Genomic DNA, 20796 nt, shown 5'->3' with positions numbered 1-20796 from the left:
CGGTGGGGCAGAAGGGGCGGGGGACGGTCAGCGGTTGCGGGGGCCCGGGAAGGCGCCGGGACGCAGGTCCTCGCGGACCGGCTGCTGGGCGGCCGACGGCTGCGGCGGCATCGAGCGGGCCGCCGGGACCGTGGGCACCGGGGAGGCGGAGCCTCCGGCCGGGCCGTGACCGACGGAGACCGGGCGAGGCGCGGCCGTGGTCTCGCCGCCCGTCTCGGCGACCGGCTGCGCAGTGGTGCGGCGCGTTCCGTAGCGGCGGTGCACCGCCTGCTTGGTGACGCCGAGGGCGGAGCCCACCGCGTCCCAGGAGAAGCCCAGCGAGCGGTCGAAGTCCACCGCGGCCGTGACGAGGGTCTCGACGCTGTCCCGCAGTTCCTGGGCGAGGCGGACGGTGGGGGCCGGGGCCCTGCCGTAGACGACGAAGCCCGCGGAGGGGCCGGAGCGGCGCGGACGGTAGACGTTGCCCAGCTGGGCGGTGAGGGTGCGCAGCGCGTCCACCTGCCGCCGGACCCGCTCGATGTCCCGCACCAGAAGATGCAGACTGGCCCGCGCTTGGGCGTCGTGGGTTGCGTGGTCGGCCATGAAGAAGCCTCTCGAACCGGCGTTGAAAGGGATCGGGCCGCATCGGGGCGGCCCGCTTCGGTCAATCTCCTTTGACCAACGCCCGAGCCGGGTATGTGGTCACGCTATCGGGGCGTATGTGCATATGCACGCGGCGTGCGCGGCGCGCGTACGCCCCCCGGCCGCCGTGCGCCCCGAGGGCCGCGCCCGGCGGGCGGGCCACCCCCTAGACTGGTGTGCTGCCCGTCACCGTACGTCTTGGCCCGAGAGGCAGTCAGCCACCCATGAAGCTCGTCTTCGCCGGCACCCCCGAAGTCGCCGTCCCCGCCCTGGACGCCCTGATCGCCTCCGACCGCCATGAGGTGGCCGCCGTGGTGACCCGTCCGGACGCCCCCGCCGGGCGGGGCCGCCGACTCGTCGCCAGCCCGGTGGCCGAGCGGGCGGAGGAGGCCGGGATCGAGGTGCTCAAGCCGGCGAAGCCCCGGGACGAGGAGTTCCTCGCCCGGCTGCGCGAGATCGCCCCGGACTGCTGCCCGGTCGTCGCCTACGGAGCCCTGCTGCCCAAGATCGCACTCGACGTGCCCGCCCGGGGCTGGGTCAACCTGCACTTCTCGCTGCTGCCCGCCTGGCGGGGCGCGGCGCCGGTCCAGCACGCGGTGATGGCCGGGGACGAGGTGACCGGCGCGTCGACCTTCCTGATCGAGGAGGGCCTGGACTCCGGCCCCGTCTACGGCGTCCTCACCGAGGAGGTCCGCCCCACCGACACCAGCGGCGACCTGCTCACCCGGCTCGCCTTCGCCGGCGCCGGGCTGCTCGCCGCCACCATGGACGGCATCGAGGACGGCACGCTGCACGCCGTGCCCCAGCCCCACGAGGGCGTCACCCTGGCCCCGAAGATCACGGTCGAGGGCGCCCGGGTCCAGTGGTCCGCGCCCGCCCTGCGGGTCGACCGGGTGGTGCGCGGCTGCACCCCCGCCCCCGGGGCCTGGACCCTGTTCCGCGGCGAGCGGCTCAAGCTGGTCCAGGCCACACCGGTCCTGGACCGCACCGACCTGGCCCCCGGCGAGCTGTCGGCCGCCAAGAACAACGTGTACGTGGGCACCGGGTCCCACGCGGTCGAGCTGCTCTGGGTCCAGCCGCAGGGCAAGAAGCCGATGAGGGCCGCGGACTGGGCGCGCGGCGTCCGCATCGCCCACGGCGAGCTGCTGGGCCCGTAGCGGCACTCGGCGGCGGTGCCCGGGCCTTCGTCCGGGGCCCCGGAGGCGGCGACGTACGCTGGGAGGGTTCGCACCCCACACCATCAGCGGAGCACCTTTCACGTGAACGACCAGCCGCGTCGCCGTCCCGCCAAGCCCCACCGCCGTCCGCAGAAGGACCCCGTCCGTTTCCTCGCCTTCGAGGCGCTCCGGGCCGTCGACGAGCGCGACGCGTACGCCAACCTCGTGCTGCCGCCGCTGCTGAAGAAGGCCCGCGCCAAGGGCGGCTTCGACGGCCGGGACGCGGCGCTGGCGACCGAACTGGTCTACGGGACGCTGCGCCGCCAGGGCACGTACGACGCGATCGTGGCCGCCTGCATCGACCGGCCGCTGCGAGAGGTCGACCCGCCGGTGCTCGACGTCCTGAACATGGGCGTCCACCAGCTGCTCGGCACCCGCATCCCCACCCACGCGGCGGTCTCCGCCAGTGTGGAGCTGGCCCGGGTGGTGCTGGGGGAGGGGCGCGCGAAGTTCGTCAACGCGGTGCTGCGCAAGGTCACCGCGCACGACCTCGACGGCTGGGTGGAGAAGGTCGCCCCGCCCTACGACGAGGACGCCGAGGACCACCTGTCCGTCGTGCACTCCCACCCCCGCTGGATCGTCTCCGCCCTGTGGGACGCGCTGGGCGGCGGCCGGGCGGGCATCGAGGACCTCCTGGAAGCCGACAACGAGCGGCCCGAGGTGACGTTGGCGGCCCGCCCCGGCCGCTCCACCACCGACGAGCTGGCCAAGGCCCTGGGCGAGGACAACTCCCTGCCGGGCCGCTGGTCCCCGTACGCCGTCCGGATGGCCGAGGGGGGCGAGCCCGGCGCGCTGGAGGCCGTCCAGGAGGGCCGGGCGGGCGTCCAGGACGAGGGCAGCCAGCTCGTCGCCGCCGCGCTGGCCGCCGCACCCGTGGAGGGCCGCGACACCCGCTGGCTGGACGGCTGCGCCGGACCCGGGGGCAAGGCCGCCCTGCTGGCCGCCCTCGCGGCCGGGCGGGGCGCCACCCTGCTCGCCGCGGAGAAGCAGCCGCACCGCGCCCGGCTGGTCGAGCGGGCGCTCGCCGGCAACCCCGGCCCGTACCAGGTGATCACGACGGACGGCACCCGCCCGCCGTGGCTGCCCGGCACGTTCGACCGCATCCTGATGGACGTGCCGTGCTCCGGCCTGGGTGCGCTGCGGCGCCGCCCGGAGTCCCGCTGGCGGCGTCGCGCCGAGGACCTGGAGGGCTTCGCCCCGCTCCAGCGCGGCCTGCTCCGCGAGGCGTTGAAGGCCGTACGGGTCGGCGGCGTGGTCGGCTACGCGACCTGCTCGCCGCATCTCGCGGAGACCCGGGTGGTGGTCGAGGACGTCCTCAAGGGCCGGGGCGGGGAGCCGGTGGAGGCGGAGTGGGTCGACGCCCGCCCGCTGATGCCCGGGGTGCCCGCTCTCGGCGAGGGACCCGACGTCCAGCTCTGGCCGCATCTGCACGGTACGGACGCGATGTACCTGGCGCTGCTGCGCCGGACCGGCTGAGAATCCGGCCCCGCGAACAGCGAGAGAACAGCAAAGCGCTGGCAAAATGCCCAGAATGCGCGAACTGTGATGATCGTGTGAGGCTTCGGGGCGCATCGGGGCGGGGAACCGGCGGGAGACGTGGCAGGCTGGGGTCATGGCGCAGATCAACCCCAGCATCCTGTCCGCGGATTTCGCACGTCTCGCCGAGGAGGCGAAGGCCGTCGAAGGCGCGGACTGGCTCCACGTCGATGTCATGGACAACCACTTCGTGCCGAACCTGACTCTCGGCGTGCCGGTCGTCGAGGCGCTCAGCAAGGCCACGGACATCCCGCTGGACTGCCACCTCATGATCGAGGACGCGGACCGCTGGGCCCCGCAGTACGTGGAGGCGGGCGCCGGGTCGGTCACCTTCCACGCGGAGGCCGCGGCCGCTCCGGTGCGCCTGGCGCGGGAGATCCGGGCGAAGGGGGCGCGCGCCTCGATGGCGCTCAAGCCCGCGACGCCCGTCGAGCCGTACGAGGACCTGCTCCCCGAGCTGGACATGCTGCTGATCATGACGGTCGAGCCGGGCTTCGGAGGCCAGTCCTTCCTGGACATCATGCTGCCGAAGATCCGCCGCACCCGGGAGCTGATCAGCAAGCACGGCCTCGAACTGTGGCTCCAGGTCGACGGCGGGGTCTCGGCCGCCACCATCGAACGGTGCGCCGAGGCGGGAGCGGACGTCTTCGTGGCCGGGTCCGCCGTCTACGGCGCGGCGGACCCGGCGGCGGCGGTGCGGGATCTGCGGGCGCAGGCGGACGCGGTCACGGCCGGGGCTCCCTGGGCGTGCGACCACTGAACCAAGGACAGATGAACGTGGCCCGACAGGGCTGATCAAGGATCGCCGTATCTGACAGGATGAACGGCGTATCGGGCGTGTGAACAGCAGTGAGGAGATCGCGGTGTCTGGCATCTCGGCGGGTCGGTCAGCCATGCGGATGGGACCTGCGGAGCTGGTGCAGGCGGCGGCCATGGCCCGCCGGTTCTACCTGGAGGGCAAGTCCAAGATCCAGATCGCCGAGGAGTTCGGCGTGAGCCGCTTCAAGGTGGCCCGGGTCCTGGAGACCGCCCTCGAACGCGATCTCGTACGCATCGAGATCCGGGTGCCGGCCGAGCTGGACGCCGAACGCTCCGACGCCCTGCGCGCCCGCTACGGGCTGCGGCACGCGGTGGTCGTCGAGTCCCCGGCCGAGGAGCAGGAGGACGCCCCCGACCCGGAGAACCTCGGCGAGGTCGCGGCCGACCTCCTCGGCGAGCTGGTGGCCGAGGGCGATGTGCTCGGCCTGGCCTGGGGCCGCTCCACCATCCACATGGCGGCCGCCCTGGACCGGCTCCCGCCGTGCACGGTCGTCCAGCTGACCGGCGTGTACGACGCTGGCACCGCCGAGCGCGGCTCGGTGGAGGCGGTCCGCCGGGCCGCCCAGGTCTCCGGCGGCGAGGCGCACCCCATCTACGCGCCCATGCTGCTGCCCGACCCCGCGACGGCCGCCGCACTGCGGGACCAGACCGGCATCGCCCGCGCCTTCGAGTACTTCGACAAGGTGACGGTCGCGGCCGTCTCCATCGGCTCCTGGGAGCCGGGCATCTCCACGGTCCACGACATGCTCTCGGACGCCGAGCGCGCCCACTACGCCTCGCTCGGCGTCGCCGCCGAGATGTCCGCGCACCTCTTCGACTCCGACGGCCGCCGGGTCGGCCGTGATCTGGGGGAGCGCTGCATCACCGTGGAGGCGGACCGGCTGCGCCGCATCCCCGAGGTGGTCGCGATCGCGGGCGGCCAGCGCAAGGCGGCGGCGATCGGCGCGGTGCTGCGCTCCGGCCTGGTCACCAGCCTGGTGACGGACACCGCCGCGGCCGACTATCTGCTCACCGAGTCCGCCGCGGGCGTCCACCCGGCGCTGGACCGGGCCGACCCCGACGGGGAATGACGTCGGCCGGGACGGACCGGGGGGCCGTGCACCGCATACGGTGCACGGCCCCCCGGCCCGTCCCGGCCCCGTTCAGCCGGCCGGTGGCGCCTTGGCCGCGCACGGGCCGGGCACGGCGGCCTCCGCACGCGCGGGCGGGACACCCAGCACGGTCTCCTCCAGATACTCCTCGGGCTCCTCGTACTGGCCCACGTCGGCGGGGTTGTAGCGCGGCGTCCGGCGTGACCAGTCCAGGTTCCCGCGCATCCAGCTCCGCATCCCGTCGAGGTAGGGCACCAGCAGCCCGGACAGCTCCGGATACAGCTCCAGCAGCTCGTCCTCCGCGGTGAGGAACCGCTCGGTCTCCATCGCGAGGCGCTCCGCGACGTGGTCCAGCGCCTGCTGCTCCCCGAAGCCCCGGTGGTGGCGGACCAGGTGGACGAGGTTGTGGATCTCGCCGAGCACCTGCTCCTTCTCGAAGGAGTACACGTCGTTGGCCCAGCACACGTGGTTGCAGGCGGCTTCCAGGGCGGTGATGAAGCGGGGGTCGTTGTGGAGCGACTCCGGGGCCTCGATCCCCGCCACGATCTCTATGAGGTCCATGCAGACGTGGATGGCCCCGGTGTGCCGCCGCTTGGCGATGTACGTGTCCTCCGAGGGCACCGTGTTCCGGGCGCGGTTTCCCGCCTCCCAGGTCGTGGCGGTCGTGAGGTAGGTGACCAGGTGCCAGGCGAACCGGGTCCGCCAGTGCGGGGCCGCGTTCGGTGTCGTACGTTTCCACAGGTCGGCCAGGGCGGTGACGGCGGCCGGGACCTCTTCGCCCGGCAAGGGCTCGGGGGCGGAGCCGTCGACCACCGCGCGCATCCGGTCGACGACGTTTCTCACCCGGTCGGGAGACCGGCCGAGGTGTCCGTCGTCCAGTTGGTCGTCGACGAGGAAGAGCCAGACGAACCAGTCGGCCACCAGATCGAGGTGCTCCTCGTCGGCCGTCGGGTAGACCATGCCGACGAACGCCCCGAAATCGGCTTGTTCGAATCGCTGCCTCGCGGACTCGCGGTGGACCAGCCCCGTCCGTCTGGTCCAGGCGTCCAGATGCCCCCGGGTGTGTCCCACATGCGGGTTGGTCCGCTGGGGGAACGGGCAGTAGATGTCCGGCAGTTCGCTGTCCACGGGCGGATCTGGATCCTCTCCGGTCAAACGGTGTGCCCAGGGTTGCCGATGAGCCGGATCGGCGTTTCGGACACCCCGAGACCTGCGGCTTTGAAGCTACCCGACCCCTTGTCACCCGGTCCAGGGATGGTGATCAAGAATGATGCGAATCCCGGTCGGGTAGGGTCCGTGGGTAAGGCAGGTTCCACTTGCCCCGGAGCCCCCGGCCGCCTCTTCGGAGGAAGATACGAACGCGGGGGTCTTTTGCTGTGTCTTCGTGGAAACGTCCTGCACCGTTTCGTATGAAAAAATGAGTGTTATGCGTTTTCTTGAGCCGGGCACCGGTCGCTACACAGAGTCCCCCGCGGTCCCGTACGACCTCACGTACGACGACGTCTTCATGGTCCCGGGCCGCTCCGCGGTCGGCTCCCGGCAGGGCGTGGACCTCTCGTCGCCCGACGGGTCCGGTACCACCATCCCGCTCGTGGTCGCCAACATGACCGCGATCGCGGGCCGCCGGATGGCCGAAACCGTCGCCCGCCGCGGCGGCCTCGTCGTCATCCCCCAGGACATTCCGATCGAGGTCGTCACCGACGTCATCTCCTGGGTCAAGACCCGCCACCTCGTCCTCGACACCCCGATCGAGCTGGCCCCCGGCCAGACCGTCGCCGACGCGCTGTCGCTGCTGCCCAAGCGCGCCCACGGCGCGGGCGTCGTCGTCGACGCCGACCGCCGTCCCGTGGGCGTCGTCACCGACCACGACCTCACGGGTGTCGACCGCTTCACCCAGCTCTCCGAGGTCATGTCCAAGGACCTGGTGCTGCTCGACGCGGACATCGACCCGCGCGACGCCTTCAACAAGCTCGACGGCGCCAACCGCAAGCTCGCCCCCGCCGTCGACGCGGAAGGACGCCTCGTCGGCCTCCTGACCCGCAAGGCCGCCCTGCGCGCCACGCTCTACACGCCCGCGACCGACGCCGAAGGCAAGCTGCGCATCGCGGCGGCGGTCGGCATCAACGGCGACGTGGCCGGCAAGGCCAGGCAGCTCCTGGACGCGGGCGCCGACGTCCTCGTCGTGGACACGGCCCACGGCCACCAGGAATCCATGATCAGCGCGGTCCGGGCCGTGCGCGCGCTCGACCCGCGGGTGCCCATCGTCGCGGGCAACATCGTCGCCGCCGAAGGCGTGCGCGACCTGATCGAGGCCGGCGCGGACATCATCAAGGTCGGCGTGGGACCGGGCGCCATGTGCACCACCCGCATGATGACCGGCGTCGGCCGCCCGCAGTTCTCCGCGGTCCTGGAGTGCGCCGCCGAGGCGAAGAAGCACGGCAAGCACGTCTGGGCGGACGGCGGCGTCCGGCACCCGCGCGACGTCGCGATGGCGCTCGCGGCCGGCGCGTCCAACGTGATGATCGGCTCCTGGTTCGCGGGCACGTACGAGTCGCCCGGCGACCTCCAGCAGTCCGCCGACGGCCGCTTCTACAAGGAGTCCTTCGGGATGGCCTCGGCCCGTGCCGTCAAGAACCGCACCTCGGAGGAGTCCGCGTACGACCGCGCCCGCAAGGCGCTCTTCGAGGAGGGGATCTCCACCTCGCGGATGTTCCTCGACCCGACCCGCCCGGGCGTCGAGGACCTCATCGACTCGATCATCGCCGGAGTCCGCTCGGCCTGCACCTACGCCGGTGCCGGCTCCCTGGCGGAGTTCACCGAGAAGGCGGTCGTCGGCGTCCAGAGCGCCGCCGGATACGCCGAGGGCAAGCCGCTGCACGCCAGCTGGAACTGACCCCCGCACACCCGGACGACCCCGCCCTCCCCGGCCCCGAGCACGGGAGAGGGCGGGGTCGTTTCCGGTCCCGGAAGGTGGCCGGGGGCGCGCTTCAACTCTGTTGCAATGTAAGTAATATGAAGCGCACTCAGCTGCCTGCCTCTCTGCGGTAAGGGATCTCATGTCCTTCTTCACTGACCTGGCCCACCAGTACATCGACGGCGAGTGGAGGCCGGGGAAGGGGTCCTGGGACATCATCGACTTCAACCCGTTCGACGGCGAGAAGCTCGCCTCGATCCCGGTCGCCACCGCCGAGGAGGTCGACCAGGCGTACCGCGCCGCCGAGCGCGCCCAGCAGGCGTGGGCGGACACCAACCCGTACAGCAGGCGGGCCGTCCTGGAGAAGGCGCTGCACCTCGTCGAGGAGCGCGAGCCGGAGATCAGTGAGGCGATCGTCGCCGAGCTCGGCGGCACCCGGCTGAAGGCGGCCTTCGAACTGCACCTGGCCAAGGAGTTCCTCCGCGAGGCGATCCAGCTGGCCCTGCGCCCCGCCGGACAGATCCTGCCCTCGCCGACCGAGGGCAAGGAGAACCGCGTCTACCGCGTGCCCGTCGGGGTCGTCGGTGTGATCAGCCCGTTCAACTTCCCCTTCCTGCTCTCCCTCAAGTCCGTCGCCCCCGCGCTGGCCCTCGGCAACGCCGTCGTCCTCAAACCGCACCAGAACACCCCGGTCTGCGGCGGCACCCTGCTGGCCAAGATCTTCGAGGACGCCGGGCTGCCCGCCGGACTGCTGAACGTCGTGATCACCGACATCGCGGAGATCGGCGACACCCTGCTGGAGCACCCCGTCCCGCAGGTCATCTCCTTCACCGGCTCCGACAAGGTCGGCCGCCACGTCGCCACCGTCTGCGCCCGGAACCTCAAGCGCGCCGTCCTCGAACTCGGCGGCAACAGCGCCTTGATCGTGCTCGACGACGCGGACGTGGACTACGCCGTCGACGCGGCGGTCTTCAGCCGGTACGTCCACCAGGGCCAGGTCTGCATGGCCGCCAACCGCATCCTGGTCGACCGCGCCGTCGAGGCCGAGTTCACCGAGAAGTTCGTCGCCAAGGTCGCCTCCCTCACCGTCGGCGACCCCGCCGACCCGGCGACCCAGATCGGCCCGCTGATCAACTCCTCGCAGGCCGAGTCCATCTCCAAGCTCGTCGACCAGACCGTCGCCGCCGGGGCGACGGCCCTCCTGCACGGCCGCGCCGACGGCAACCTGGTCAGCCCCTCGGTGCTGACCGGTCTCGCCGCCGACTCGCCCGTCCTGCAGCAGGAGATCTTCGGCCCCGTCGCCCTGCTGGTGCCCTTCGACGGCGAGGACGAGGCCGTCCGCATCGCCAACGACACCCCGTACGGACTCAGCGGCGCCGTCCACACCGGCAATATCGAGCGCGGGGTGCGGGTCGGGCAGCGCATCCACACCGGCATGATCCACATCAACGACGGCACCGTCCACGACGAGCCGATCGTCCCCTTCGGCGGCGAGAAGAGCTCCGGCCTCGGCCGGCTGAACGGTGACTCGATGATCGAGGCGTTCACCACCCACAAGTGGATCTCCATCCAGCACGGCCGCTCGCAGTTCCCCTTCTGAGGGCCTCCCGCCCGGTCCCGGCCGGGCGGCCCCCTGCGCCGAGCACGCCCGCGACGGCGGCTCATGGTCTACTGCGGGAGGCGGTACGCGCCGCCTCCCGCAAGCCGACCCACCGCAGAGAAGTGAACCGCCCGACGTGCGCCTGAACGACCTCGACGAACGCATCGTCCACGCCCTCGCCGAAGACGCCCGGCGCTCCTACGCCGACATCGGCGCGATCGTCGGCCTCTCCGCACCCGCCGTCAAACGCCGGGTCGACCGGCTGCGGGCCGAAGGCGCGATCACCGGCTTCACCGTGCGGGTCGACCCGGCGGCACTCGGCTGGGAGACCGAGGGGTTCATCGAGATCTACTGCAGCCGCAACACCTCCCCGGACGCCATCAAGCAGGGCCTCGCCCGCTATCCGGAGATCGCCTCGGCCTCCACGGTGACCGGAGAGGCGGACGCCGTGGTGCAGGTCTTCGCCGCCGACATGCGCCACTTCGAGCAGGTGCTGGAGCGGATCGCGGGGGAGCCGTACGTCGAGCGGACCAAGTCCGTCCTGGTGCTTTCGCCGCTGCTGCGGCGGTATTCGGCGGAGGGCCCGCCAGCCTAGAACAGTGGCGCACATCACCCCGCTGACCTGCGGTGACGCTCCACGCAACGATTCGCCGGGCGTGGCCCTCCCCGCGCAACGAATCGACGGTTGATGCGCAACGCTCGCGCCTTGTCCGGCCCGATCCGGGCCGCGTAGCGTCAATACGTCTCCCCACCCCGCCCGCACCGTCCGAGGTCAGCCATGCCGTCGTTGCGCACCGCCCTGCTCCAGAGTTCCGGACGTCCCGGCGCCGTCGCCGAGAACCTGAAGACGCTGGACGAGGCCGCCGCACGGGCCGCCGGCGCGGGAGCCCGGCTGCTGGTCTCGTCCGAGCTGTTCCTCACCGGATACGCCATCGGCGACGCCGTCCCCGAACTGGCCGAGCCCGCCGACGGCCCCGGCGCCGAGGCCGTCGCCGAGATCGCCGTACGCCACGGCCTCGCCGTCCTCTACGGCTACCCGGAGCGCGACGGGGAGCGGATCTTCAACGCGTCCCAGCTCATCGGCCCCGACGGCGCCCGGCTGGCGAACTACCGCAAGACCCACCTCTTCGGCTGCTTCGAGCGGGAGTGGTTCACCCCCGGCGACCTGCCCGTCGTCCAGGCCGACCTCGACGGCCTCCGGATCGGCCTGCTGATCTGCTACGACGTCGAGTTCCCGGAGAACGTCCGGGCGCACGCCCTGGCCGGCACCGACCTGCTGCTGGTGCCCACCGCGCAGATGCACCCCTTCCAGTACGTCGCCGAATCCGTCGTCCCCGTACGGGCCTTCGAGAACCAGCTGTACGTGGCGTACGTCAACCGCACGGGCCCGGAAGGCGAGTTCGAGTTCGTCGGACTCAGCTGCCTGGCCGGCCCCGACGGCACCGTGCGCACCCGCGCCGGACGCGGCGAGGAACTCGTCGTCGGCGAGGTGGACCCGGAGTTCCTGGCCGCCTCGCGCGCCGCCAACCCCTATCTGCACGACCGTCGCCCCGGTATGTACGGCTCCCTGGGGAGTGTCTGACCATTCCGCGTGGGCGGGCGTCGTCCGGCGCGGCACCTCGCGGCGTTGCCGTGACGCCCGCATCGCTCCGCGATGAGGACGCTCCGACGCCTTGCGACGCACCGCACCGGACGACGCCCGCTGATCCACACGGAATGGTCGGACACCCCCGGCCCGAGCCCGCCCCGCCTCTTCCTCCGTACCGCGCAAGGAGTCCTCACCCCATGACGTCCACGGTGCCCAACGCCGTCCAGCACACCGACGCGGCAGCCCCGCCGATCACCATGTTCGGGCCGGACTTCCCGTACGCGTACGACGACTTCCTCGCCCACCCCGCGGGCCTCGGGCAGATACCGGCGACCGAGCACGGCCGGGAGGTCGCCGTCATCGGCGGCGGGCTGTCGGGGATCATCACCGCCTACGAGCTGATGAAGATGGGCCTCAAGCCCGTCGTCTACGAGGCCGACCGGATCGGCGGCCGGCTGCGCACCGTCGGCTTCGACGGCTGCGACCCCTCGCTCACCGCCGAGATGGGCGCGATGCGCTTCCCGCCCTCCTCCACGGCGCTCCAGCACTACATCGACCTGGTGGGCCTGGAGACCCGGCCCTTCCCCAACCCGCTCTCCCCGGCCACGCCCTCGACCGTCGTGGACCTCAAGGGCGAGTCCCACTACGCCGAGACCATCGACGACCTGCCGCAGGTCTACCGCGACGTGGCCGAGGCGTGGAACGCGTGTCTGGAGGAGGGCGCCGACTTCTCCGACATGAACCGGGCGCTGCGCGAGCGTGACGTCCCGCGCATCCGGGAGATCTGGGCGCAGCTCGTGGAGCGGCTCGACAACCAGACCTTCTACGGTTTCCTCTGCGACTCCGACGCCTTCAAGTCCTTCCGGCACCGCGAGATCTTCGGCCAGGTCGGCTTCGGCACCGGCGGCTGGGACACCGACTTCCCCAACTCCATCCTGGAGATCCTGCGCGTCGTCTACACCGAGGCCGACGACCACCACCGCGGCATCGTCGGAGGCAGCCAGCAGCTCCCGCTGCGCCTGTGGGACCGGGAGCCGCAGAAGATCGTCCACTGGCCGCTCGGCACCTCGCTGGCGTCCCTGCACGAGGGCGAGCCCCGCCCCGCCGTCACCCGGCTGACCCGCACCGCGGGCAACCGCATCACGGTCACCGACGCCACCGGGGACATCCGCACCTTCCCGGCCGCCGTCTTCACCGGGCAGTCCTGGCTGCTGCTCTCCAAGGTCGACTGCGATGACGCGCTCTTCCCGATCGACCACTGGACGGCGATGGAGCGCACCCACTACATGGAGTCGTCCAAGCTGTTCGTCCCGGTCGACCGGCCGTTCTGGCTGGACGAGGCCGTCGACGGCCAGGGCAACCCCACCGGCCGCGACACTCTGTCGATGACGCTGACCGACCGGATGACCCGGGGGACGTACCTCCTGGACGACGGGCCGGACAGGCCCGCCGTCATCTGCCTCTCCTACACCTGGTGCGACGACAGCCTGAAGTGGCTGCCGCTCTCCCCGCAGGAGCGCATGGAGGTCATGCTCAAGTCGCTCGGGGAGATCTACCCGAACGTCGACATCCGGAGCCACATCATCGGCAACCCGGTCACCGTCTCCTGGGAGAACGAGCCCTGGTTCATGGGCGCGTTCAAGGCGAACCTGCCCGGCCACTACCGCTACCAGCGGCGGCTGTTCACCCACTTCATGCAGGACCGGCTGCCCGCCGACAAGCGGGGCCTGTTCCTGGCGGGCGACGACATCTCCTGGACGGCCGGCTGGGCCGAGGGCGCGGTGCAGACCGCGCTGAACGCGGTGTGGGGCGTCATGCACCAGTTCGGCGGCTCGACCGACGCGACGAACCCCGGTCCCGGCGACGTCTTCGACGAGATCGCCCCGGTCGAGCTTCCGGAGGACTGAGCCGGGGGACCGGACGGCAGGGCGTGGCGGCCGGGGGGAGAGCGGGCAGAGCGCGGCGGCCGGGGGAGCGGAGACCGCCCCGCCGGACTGTCCGCCGTGCCGCCGGCCGCGCCCCCGCGGCGGGATCAGTGCTTCCCGGGCCCCGCGCCCTCTCCGTCCGCGCCCTCTTCGTCCGAGTCCTCGTCGTACGTGGAAGTGCCGGAGTCCAGCAGCGGTTCCTGCGTCTTGAGGTGGGCCGGGGCGAAGGCCCGCAGCACGTGGTAGCCGGTGATCACGACGATCGTGCCGAGCGCGATGCCGCCCAGCTCGAAGTTGTCGGTGATCTTCAGGCTGACCCCGCCGACGCCGATGATGATGCCCGCGGCGGCCGGGACCAGGTTGAGCGGATTGCGCAGGTCCACCCGGCCGTTGAGCCAGATCTGGGCTCCGAGCAGACCGATCATCCCGTAGAGGATCACGGTGATGCCGCCGAGCACCCCGCCCGGGATCGCGGCGACGACCGCGCCGAACTTGGGACACAGGCCGAAGAGGAGGGCGAAGCAGGCCGCCGCCCAGTACGCCGCGGTGGAGTAGACGCGGGTGGCGGCCATCACGCCGATGTTCTCGGAGTACGTGGTGTTGGGCGGCCCGCCCACGGCGGTGGAGAGCATCGACGCGGCGCCGTCCGCCGCGATGGCGGTGCCGAGCTTGTCGTCCAGCGAGTCGCCGGTCATCTCGCCCACGGCCTTCACATGCCCGGCGTTCTCCGCCACCAGCGCGATCACCACGGGCAGGGCCACCAGGATCGCGGACCACTCGAAGCTCGGCGCGTGGAAGGACGGCAGCCCGATCCAGTCAGCGGAACCGACGGCGGACAGGTCGAGGCGCCAGTGGTCGGTGGCGGCGCCACCGCCCAGCGGGGAGTGGATCTTCCCGAACACGAGGTCCAGGACCCAGGACAGCACGTACCCGAAGACCAGCCCCAGGAAGATCGCGATCCGTGAGAGGAAGCCGCGCAGGCACACCACGGCCAGGCCGGTGAACAGCATCACCGCCAGGGCCGTCCACTGGTCCTGCGGCCAGTACGTCGACGCGGTCACCGGCGCCAGGTTGAAGCCGATCAGCATCACCACCGCGCCCGTCACCACCGGCGGCATCGCCGCGTGGATGATCCGGGCGCCGAACCGCTGCACGGCGAGGCCCACGAGGAACAGGGCCACCGCGACCGCGAACACCGCGCCCGTGATGGTGGCGACGTCCCCGCCGCTCGCCCGGATCGTGGCCGCGACGCCGACGAAGGACAGCGAGCAGCCCAGGTAGCTGGGAACCCGGCCCTTGGTCGCCAGCAGGAAGATCGCGGTCGCGACGCCGGACATCATGATCGCGAGATTCGGGTCGAGGCCCATCAGGACCGGCGCGACGAACGACGCCCCGAACATCGCGACCACGTGCTGGGCGCCGAGTCCGAACGTACGGGGCCAGGAGAGCCGCTCGTCGGGGCGGACCACCGCCCCGGGCGCCGGTGTCTTCCCGTCACCGTGCAAGGTCCAGCGCACGCCGAGGCTCATGGTTGCTCCCTGAAGGTCTGCTCGGTGTGCCGGCCGGTCTGCGACCCGGTGTTCGGTGTTCACCTGCGGAAAAGATCAGCGCCATGGTAGTGGGACGGCGGGCGGTGGGTGCGCGGAGGTCGCCCGCCGCGGCCCGCCTCCCCGCCGTGTACCGCGCTCCCTCCACCGTCCGCGCGTGCGCCCGGGGCCGCCGTGCGGGGCGGAAGGCCCCGGACCAGGGCCCGCCCCGGGCCCGGGTCAGCCTCCGGTGGAGGAGCTCTTCGCCGCCGCGCCGCCCCCGACCGTCGAGCCGGTGACCTTGCGGTCGGCCGACCGCAGCACCCCGGCGCCCAGCACCAGGCCGAAGGCCAGCACCGTCACCACGCCGAACGACACCACCAGCGAGGTCGCCTCGGCCAGCGAGCCGATCGCGGAGGGGGCGATCAGCCCCGAGGTGTACGTGATGGTGGCGACGCCCGCGATGGCCTGGCTCGGGTTCGGTCCACTGCGCCCCGCCGCGGCGAAGGCGAGCGGGACCACGACCGCCACACCGAGGCCCAGCAGCCCGAAGCCGCACATCGCGGCGGCCGGGGTGGGCGAGAACACGACCAGCAGCCCGCCCGCGGTGGCCAGCAGTCCGCCGGAGCGCACCGTGCGGACCGCGCCGAACCGGTCGACGATCCGGTCCCCGGCTATCCGGGCCACCGCCATCGTCAGGGCGAACGCCGTGGTGGACGCCGCCGCGAGGCCGTCCGAGCTGTCCAGGACGTCCCGGAGGTAGACCGCCGACCAGTCCAGGCTCGCCCCCTCGGCGAACACCGCGCAGAAACCGATCGCCCCGATGACCAGGGCCGACTTCGGCGGCAGGGTGAAACGCGGCGGCGGCTCCTCGTCCGGCCGGCTCTGGAGGTCGAGGACGCCCCGGCAGGCGATCAGCCCCAGCGCCGTGAGCACCACGGCCGCGATGACGTGGTGGAGGCGGGCGTCGGTCGCGGTGTGGGCGGCGACCGTGCCCGCCGCCGAACCTACCAGCGTGCCCACGCTCCACATCCCGTGCAGGCCCGACATGATCGACTTGTCGAGGCGGTTCTCCACCTCGACGCCGAGCGCGTTCATGGCCACGTCGGACATCCCCGCCGTCGCCCCGTAGGCGAACAGTGCCGCGCAGAGGGTGAGCAGGTTCGGTGCGAGCGCGGGCAGGATCAGCGCCAGGGTCCACAGCGCCAGCAGCCCCCGCAGGGCGGTCCGCGCGCCGAACCGGTGGCTGATCCGGCCGGCGAGCGGCATCGCGACCGACGCGCCGATCGCCGGGAAGGCGAGCGCCAGGCCGAGCTGGCCCGCACTCACCCCCGCGTGATCCTGGATCCACGGCACCCGGGTGGCGAAGCTGCCGGTCACCGCCCCGTGGACGGCGAAGACCGCGGCGATGGCGATCCGCGCCCGCCGTACCTGCTCCGTGCTGTAGACCGTGACGGTCGAGTCGTTCGTCATGCCGTCGTGTCCCTCCCCTGGGAATTCCCGGATGCCGACTGTCCCGGCGCCTCCGTGCGACGATGCGGGGCGTAAACTATCAGGAACCCTGCCTGATAAATAGTTCTTTCTCGCGGCCCGGGAAACGCCGGGGCGGCGATCTGGAAGGATTCCCGTATGCCCGCATCACCGAGCACGGCTCGGGCCATCAACGACCGGCTCGCCCTGCGGCTGCTCCAGCAGGATGGCCCGCTGACGGCCACCCAGCTCAAGAAGCTGACCGGACTCTCCCGCCCCACCGTCGCCGACCTCGTCGAGCGGCTCCAGGGAGCCGGGCTGATCCAGGTCGTGGGCGAGTCGGGGGCCGTCCGCCGCGGACCCAACGCCCGGCTGTACGGGATCGTCGCCGACCGGGCCCATCTCGCGGCGCTCGACGTGCGCCTGGGAAGCGTCAGCGTGGTCGTCACCGACCTGCTGGGGGCCACCCTCGCCGAGGGCTCCCTGCCCATCGGCGGCGACACCGGCACCGGACCCGCCGTCGAGCGGGCCGTCGCCCTCCTGGAGCGCACCGCCCGCGCCGCCGGATCCGTACCGCTGCACAGCGTCGGGGTCGGAGCGCCGGGTCTCATCGACCCCGTCACCGGCGAGCTGCGCGACAGCACCGGCCTGCCGGCCTGGCACCGGGGCCTGGTCCGGGAGCTCCAGCGGCGGCTGCCCGCCACCGTCCTGGTGGAGAACGAGACCAACCTCGCGGCCGTCGCGGAACACCGGGAGGGCGCCGCCCGCGACCGGGAGACCTTCGTGCTGTTCTGGCTCGGCCAGGGGATCGGCGCCGCCGTGATGCTGGACGGAGCGCTGCGTCAGGGCGCTTCGGGAGGCGCGGGGGAGATCGGTTTCCTCCCCGTCCCCGGGGCGAGCGGGCTGCCCTCGGCGGTCAACTGCGACGGCGGTTTCCACTCCCTGGCGGGCTCCGCCGCCCTGTGCGAACTCGCCGCCGGCCACGGACGCTTGGACCTCGGCGCGGTGGCCGACGGACGGGAGGAGGCGGCGGCCGTGGACGCGGTGCGGACCGCGCTGGAGGCGGGGGAGGCCGGCGAGCCGTTCCTGAAGGAGCTGGCGGACCGCCTGGCCCTCGGAGCCGCCGCCGTGGTCTCGGTGCTCGACCCCGGCTGCGTCCTTCTCGCGGGGGCCGTCGGCCATGCGGGCGGAGCGGCGCTCGCCGCCCGGGTCGAGCAGCGGCTGGCGGCGATGTCCCCCCTGCGCACCGAGGTCCGCGCCGGTTCGCTGGGCGACGGGGCCGTGCTGCGCGGGGCGCTGATCACAGCCCGGGACGCGGCGCAGGACGCGTTGTTCGCCCCGGAGGGCTGACCGGCCGAGGGCCGGCCGGGGGCCGGCCGGGGCTGGTCGGCCGAGGGCGGGCCCGGCCACGGGCCCCGCCTTCCGGCCACGGCCGGTCAGCCTTCCGGCCACGGCCACGGCCCCCGCCTTCCGGCCACCGGCCCCGCGTCCCGGCCATCGCCACGGGTTTTCGCCTCCCGGCCAGGGCCACGGCCCCGGGCAGCGGCCACCCCCCCCACGGCCCCCGTCTCGTGCGACGGCCACCGGCCCCGGCGGTGGACGCCGGGGCCGGTGGCCGTCGCGGTTGACCCGGCGGCGAACGGGAAGGTCCGCCCGCCGCCGGGACGTGGGTGGAGCGGGGTCAGCAGGCGCCGAGGTCCTTCCAGACGCCCCACTGGCCGGTGGATCCGGGCGTCTCGCCCTTCGTCCACCACGACGCCTTCCACTGGTGGCCGTCGTGGCTGACGGTGGAGCCGCCGCCGTACTCGGTGGTCGCGTTCCAGGCCGGAGCCGAGCAGCTGCTGCCCGGCTCCGTCGGAGTCGGGGTCGGGGTCGGCGTCGGGCCGGTCGGGTCCGGCGTCGGCGTCGGGTCGGTTCCGGTGCCGGGCTCCACCACGGTGGTGCCGCGGGCCAGGTCGCCGGCGAGGGAGTAGGACTTCCCGCCGAAGGTCACGGTCCAGTTCGACGGGGTGGAGGTGGGCAGGTAGTAGACGAAGTCCAGCTCCACCGAGGCGCCCGGGGCGAGCGTCTGCCAGGCCGGGAGCTTCAGCGAGACGCGGTTGTAGTCGCCCTTGAGCCCGCCGATGTTGTTGGCCGCCGTGTGGTCGCTGCGGATGATCGTGGTGCCGAACCCGGACTGGTCCTTGGCGTTGGCCGGGGCGGAGGTGGAGTAGTCGAACTGGAACTCCGTACCGCCGGGCAGCGTGGCCTCGGTACGGTTGGTGATCTTCAGCTTGGGGCTGATCGGGTAGTTGGAGTCGCCCAGCGGGAACTGCCCGAAGGAGACGTCGATGTTCACGGCCTGGGTGGGCAGGTCGATCGTGGAGCGCTTCGCGCCGTACGGGGTGGCCGACTTGAAGGCGTCGTACATCGCGGTGGTCAGCGTGGAGCCGGTCTCGTACTGGCCCTTCGCCGCGTTCCACCCGTAGTCGCCCGCCAGCTCCCAGATCATCGTGCCGCCGATGCCCTTGTCCACGACGTAGTCGGCCTTGGCCTTCACCGACTGCTCGTCCTCGGTGGAGAGGAACACCTTCTTCTGTGCGTTCCACAGCCACGGGGCGACCAGCGTGGAGTCGTACTTACGGGCGTACGTTCCGGTGAGACGGGTGTCCGCGGGGAAGCCGTAGTCGGTGACGTAGTCGCCGACGATGCCCTTCTCCAGGTTCTTCGCGTGCCACATGGGGTTGGAGCCGGCCGGTGATTCCTTGCCGTCGGTGTCCTTGTCGTGCCACAGGTTGTCGATGCCGACCGCGCCGTCACCGCACTTGGTCAGACCCGCGCCCGCCGGGCAGTCGGTCGTGGCCGCCCTGCCCCACAGGCCGTCGGTGCCGCCCTGGACGTTCTTGAAGCCGCGGGTGTAGTACGGCAGGCCGATGTTGATCCGGCCGGCCGGCATCGAGCCGCGGAAGTAGTGGTAGGCCCAGTCGGTGTTGAGGTAGCCGGTGCCGCCGTACTGCGAGGTGGAGTACACGCTCGCCTGCGCCAGTTCGGCGTCCTTGCCGTCGTCGAACAGGGAGGCGTTCGGGCCGACGTACTCGTTCCAGGCGCCGTGCAGGTCGTAGGACATGATGTTGACGTAGTCCAGGTACTTCTGCATCTGGTACGTCTCCATGCCCCGCAGCAGGTAGCCGGAGGAGGGGGCGGCGACGGTCAGCAGGTAGTGCTTGCCGTCGGCGGCGCCCGCGCGGTCGAGCTTCTCGCGCAGTGTCTTCATCAGGGCGTCGTAGCCCTTGACCAGTCCTGCGCGGCGGCCGTTGGACAGCGTGTGGTCCAGCGGGTTGCCCGCGTCCTTCATCGACGTCGCGTACTCGTAGTCGATGTCGACCCCGTTGAAGCCGTACTTCTTGATGAAGTCGACGGCCGAGTCGGCGAAGGTGTCGATGCCCGCCTGGTTGACCGATCCGTCGGCGTTGGTCGCCATCGAGTAGAAGCCGCCCGAGTCGACGCGCTCGCCGTCGGGGCCGAAGTAGCCGCCCGTCTCGGCCCAGCCGCCCACGGAGACCAGGGTCTTCACGTCCGGGTGCTTCTTCTTGTACTTGGTCAGCAGGTTGAAGTGCCCCTTGTAGGGCAGCGCCGGGTCCATCTCCGCGCCCGCGACACCGGGCCAGGTCATGCCGGTGGAGGCGTTGTCGGCGCTGTCGGGGCCGACCGAGAGCTTGTTGGAACCGTCGACGTGCGCGAAGGCGTAGTTGAGGTGCGTGACCTTGTCCCAGGGGATGTCCGGGACGAGGTAGGCGTCCTTGCCGTCCTTGCCGGTACGCCAGTTGGTGAAGTAGCCGATGACGCGGCGCTTGTGGTCGGCGCCCATCTTCTCGCGCCCGTCGGCGTCGTAGACGGAGCAGTAGGGGACGTCGACACCGGGGGTCCGGTAGAGCCCGTCGGGGCGACAGGAGGTCTGGTCGGCGGCGGCCGAGGGGCCTGCGGCGAGTGAGCTCATCAGCAGTCCGGCGACGGCGGCGCCGGCGGCGAGCAGGGTGGCTCTCGCTCGGGTGGGGGACAGCATGTGGTCGTTCCTCCTGGGGAGGTCGGCAGAACACAACTGGCAAAAAAAGGGGGTGGGTCGTGTCGGGGTCCTGGTGTGCGCACACCGGCGGACCGAAACCTCGGAGGTGACGCAGAGATTAAGAGGACTAGACCAGTGCGTCAATAGGTATGGACCTTTAGCGGTCAACATTCCTGTCGATTTCTCGCCGCCCGGAACGCGCCACCCGTTCTGTGACCCAGCCCACAGCGCTCACCCGCATGGCCGTGCGGCCCACGTGGCAGACTGGTTCCGTACCAGTAGCAGCGCACTCCGGGGTCGGTGCAATTCCGAACCGGCGGTTACAGTCCGCGACCCGTCCGCAGCCAGCGGCCGGTTGACCAGGTGAGATTCCTGGACCGACGGTTAAAGTCCGGATGGGAGGCAGTGCGCGGCGGGTTGTCATCGGTACGCCGCCGTCGGCGGACG

General features: G+C 72.0%; 15 protein-coding genes and 1 riboswitch. Of the genes, 10 read left to right on the top strand and 5 right to left on the bottom strand.

Going from position 1 to position 20796, the window contains the following annotated elements:
• Nucleotides 1–27: 27 nt before the first annotated feature.
• Entirely contained in the window at nucleotides 28–582 is a 555-nt protein-coding gene (locus tag ACIQMU_RS14925; RefSeq protein WP_352241545.1) for a hypothetical protein, read from the bottom strand.
• Between the two features lie 263 nt (nucleotides 583–845).
• Here ACIQMU_RS14925 and fmt point away from each other — a divergent pair, with 263 nt between their 5' ends.
• From fmt to ACIQMU_RS14905, 4 genes are all read left to right on the top strand, one after another.
• Nucleotides 846–1778 carry a methionyl-tRNA formyltransferase gene (gene fmt / locus ACIQMU_RS14920; RefSeq protein ID WP_352241544.1) on the top strand — a complete coding sequence of 311 codons (933 nt, stop codon included), beginning with the start codon at nucleotides 846–848 and terminating at the stop codon, nucleotides 1776–1778.
• Nucleotides 1779–1880: 102 nt separating this feature from the next.
• Nucleotides 1881–3314, top strand: a complete 1434-nt coding sequence (locus tag ACIQMU_RS14915; RefSeq protein ID WP_352241543.1) for a transcription antitermination factor NusB — start codon at nucleotides 1881–1883, stop codon at nucleotides 3312–3314.
• A gap of 136 nt (nucleotides 3315–3450) precedes the next feature.
• The gene (gene rpe / locus ACIQMU_RS14910) at nucleotides 3451–4134 is read left to right on the top strand and encodes a ribulose-phosphate 3-epimerase (protein WP_352241542.1); all 684 of its coding nucleotides are present in this window, start codon (nucleotides 3451–3453) and stop codon (nucleotides 4132–4134) included.
• 133 nt (nucleotides 4135–4267) lie between these two features.
• Nucleotides 4268–5263, top strand: a complete 996-nt coding sequence (locus ACIQMU_RS14905) for a sugar-binding domain-containing protein (protein ID WP_352241541.1) — start codon at nucleotides 4268–4270, stop codon at nucleotides 5261–5263.
• 72 nt (nucleotides 5264–5335) lie between these two features.
• Here the strand turns inward: ACIQMU_RS14905 and ACIQMU_RS14900 are convergent, their stop codons facing one another.
• Nucleotides 5336–6412, bottom strand: coding sequence for a terpene cyclase (locus ACIQMU_RS14900; protein WP_402688975.1), 1077 nt, complete (start codon nucleotides 6410–6412; stop codon nucleotides 5336–5338).
• A 298-nt stretch (nucleotides 6413–6710) separates the two neighbouring features.
• Here ACIQMU_RS14900 and ACIQMU_RS14895 point away from each other — a divergent pair, with 298 nt between their 5' ends.
• From ACIQMU_RS14895 to ACIQMU_RS14875, 5 genes are all read left to right on the top strand, one after another.
• Complete coding sequence (locus ACIQMU_RS14895) at nucleotides 6711–8177, top strand: GuaB1 family IMP dehydrogenase-related protein (protein ID WP_352243247.1); 1467 nt, start codon at nucleotides 6711–6713, stop codon at nucleotides 8175–8177.
• A gap of 163 nt (nucleotides 8178–8340) precedes the next feature.
• On the top strand, nucleotides 8341–9798 hold the full coding sequence (locus tag ACIQMU_RS14890; RefSeq protein WP_352243248.1) for an aldehyde dehydrogenase family protein: 1458 nt from the start codon (nucleotides 8341–8343) through the stop codon (nucleotides 9796–9798).
• Between the two features lie 136 nt (nucleotides 9799–9934).
• Nucleotides 9935–10393, top strand: coding sequence for an Lrp/AsnC family transcriptional regulator (locus tag ACIQMU_RS14885; protein WP_007453204.1), 459 nt, complete (start codon nucleotides 9935–9937; stop codon nucleotides 10391–10393).
• Nucleotides 10394–10576: 183 nt separating this feature from the next.
• Complete coding sequence (locus ACIQMU_RS14880) at nucleotides 10577–11380, top strand: carbon-nitrogen hydrolase family protein (RefSeq protein WP_352243249.1); 804 nt, start codon at nucleotides 10577–10579, stop codon at nucleotides 11378–11380.
• Between the two features lie 203 nt (nucleotides 11381–11583).
• Entirely contained in the window at nucleotides 11584–13293 is a 1710-nt protein-coding gene (locus ACIQMU_RS14875) for an NAD(P)/FAD-dependent oxidoreductase (protein ID WP_352243250.1), read from the top strand.
• Between the two features lie 125 nt (nucleotides 13294–13418).
• On the opposite strand, the gene ACIQMU_RS14870 is transcribed toward ACIQMU_RS14875, so the two are convergent.
• Both ACIQMU_RS14870 and ACIQMU_RS14865 read right to left on the bottom strand, forming a co-directional pair.
• A complete protein-coding gene (locus ACIQMU_RS14870; RefSeq protein WP_352243251.1) occupies nucleotides 13419–14840 on the bottom strand; it encodes a solute carrier family 23 protein in 1422 nt (473 codons plus the stop codon).
• Between the two features lie 237 nt (nucleotides 14841–15077).
• Complete coding sequence (locus tag ACIQMU_RS14865) at nucleotides 15078–16310, bottom strand: MFS transporter (protein ID WP_352243252.1); 1233 nt, start codon at nucleotides 16308–16310, stop codon at nucleotides 15078–15080.
• A gap of 156 nt (nucleotides 16311–16466) precedes the next feature.
• Here ACIQMU_RS14865 and ACIQMU_RS14860 point away from each other — a divergent pair, with 156 nt between their 5' ends.
• The gene (locus ACIQMU_RS14860; protein ID WP_402688974.1) at nucleotides 16467–17657 is read left to right on the top strand and encodes an ROK family protein; all 1191 of its coding nucleotides are present in this window, start codon (nucleotides 16467–16469) and stop codon (nucleotides 17655–17657) included.
• Between the two features lie 331 nt (nucleotides 17658–17988).
• Here ACIQMU_RS14860 and ACIQMU_RS14855 read toward each other — a convergent pair whose 3' ends face one another.
• Nucleotides 17989–20349 (bottom strand): chitinase C-terminal domain-containing protein, encoded by a 2361-nt coding sequence (locus ACIQMU_RS14855; protein WP_402688973.1) that lies wholly within the window; start codon nucleotides 20347–20349, stop codon nucleotides 17989–17991.
• 282 nt (nucleotides 20350–20631) lie between these two features.
• Nucleotides 20632–20762, top strand: a riboswitch (FMN riboswitch).
• The last annotated feature ends 34 nt before the right edge of the window (nucleotides 20763–20796 follow it).

This window comes from Streptomyces sp. NPDC091649 (assembly GCF_044756785.1).
Classification (GTDB): Bacteria; Actinomycetota; Actinomycetes; order Streptomycetales; family Streptomycetaceae; genus Streptomyces.
The sequence above is the reverse complement of the archived record's forward strand: the minus strand, read 5'-3'. Positions and strand labels throughout refer to the sequence as shown.

What these genes read in the sequence shown, in the direction of transcription:
- ACIQMU_RS14855 (WP_402688973.1), bottom strand. Translation starts at nt 20,349, where the DNA reads ATGCTGTCCCCCACCCGAGCGAGAGCCACCCTGCTCGCCGCCGGCGCC.
- ACIQMU_RS14870 (WP_352243251.1), bottom strand. Translation starts at nt 14,840, where the DNA reads ATGAGCCTCGGCGTGCGCTGGACCTTGCACGGTGACGGGAAGACACCG.
- ACIQMU_RS14895 (WP_352243247.1), top strand. Translation starts at nt 6,711, where the DNA reads ATGCGTTTTCTTGAGCCGGGCACCGGTCGCTACACAGAGTCCCCCGCG.
- ACIQMU_RS14890 (WP_352243248.1), top strand. Translation starts at nt 8,341, where the DNA reads ATGTCCTTCTTCACTGACCTGGCCCACCAGTACATCGACGGCGAGTGG.
- fmt (WP_352241544.1), top strand. Translation starts at nt 846, where the DNA reads ATGAAGCTCGTCTTCGCCGGCACCCCCGAAGTCGCCGTCCCCGCCCTG.
- ACIQMU_RS14905 (WP_352241541.1), top strand. Translation starts at nt 4,268, where the DNA reads ATGCGGATGGGACCTGCGGAGCTGGTGCAGGCGGCGGCCATGGCCCGC.
- rpe (WP_352241542.1), top strand. Translation starts at nt 3,451, where the DNA reads ATGGCGCAGATCAACCCCAGCATCCTGTCCGCGGATTTCGCACGTCTC.
- ACIQMU_RS14875 (WP_352243250.1), top strand. Translation starts at nt 11,584, where the DNA reads ATGACGTCCACGGTGCCCAACGCCGTCCAGCACACCGACGCGGCAGCC.
- ACIQMU_RS14880 (WP_352243249.1), top strand. Translation starts at nt 10,577, where the DNA reads ATGCCGTCGTTGCGCACCGCCCTGCTCCAGAGTTCCGGACGTCCCGGC.
- ACIQMU_RS14865 (WP_352243252.1), bottom strand. Translation starts at nt 16,310, where the DNA reads ATGACGAACGACTCGACCGTCACGGTCTACAGCACGGAGCAGGTACGG.
- ACIQMU_RS14925 (WP_352241545.1), bottom strand. Translation starts at nt 582, where the DNA reads ATGGCCGACCACGCAACCCACGACGCCCAAGCGCGGGCCAGTCTGCAT.
- ACIQMU_RS14860 (WP_402688974.1), top strand. Translation starts at nt 16,467, where the DNA reads ATGCCCGCATCACCGAGCACGGCTCGGGCCATCAACGACCGGCTCGCC.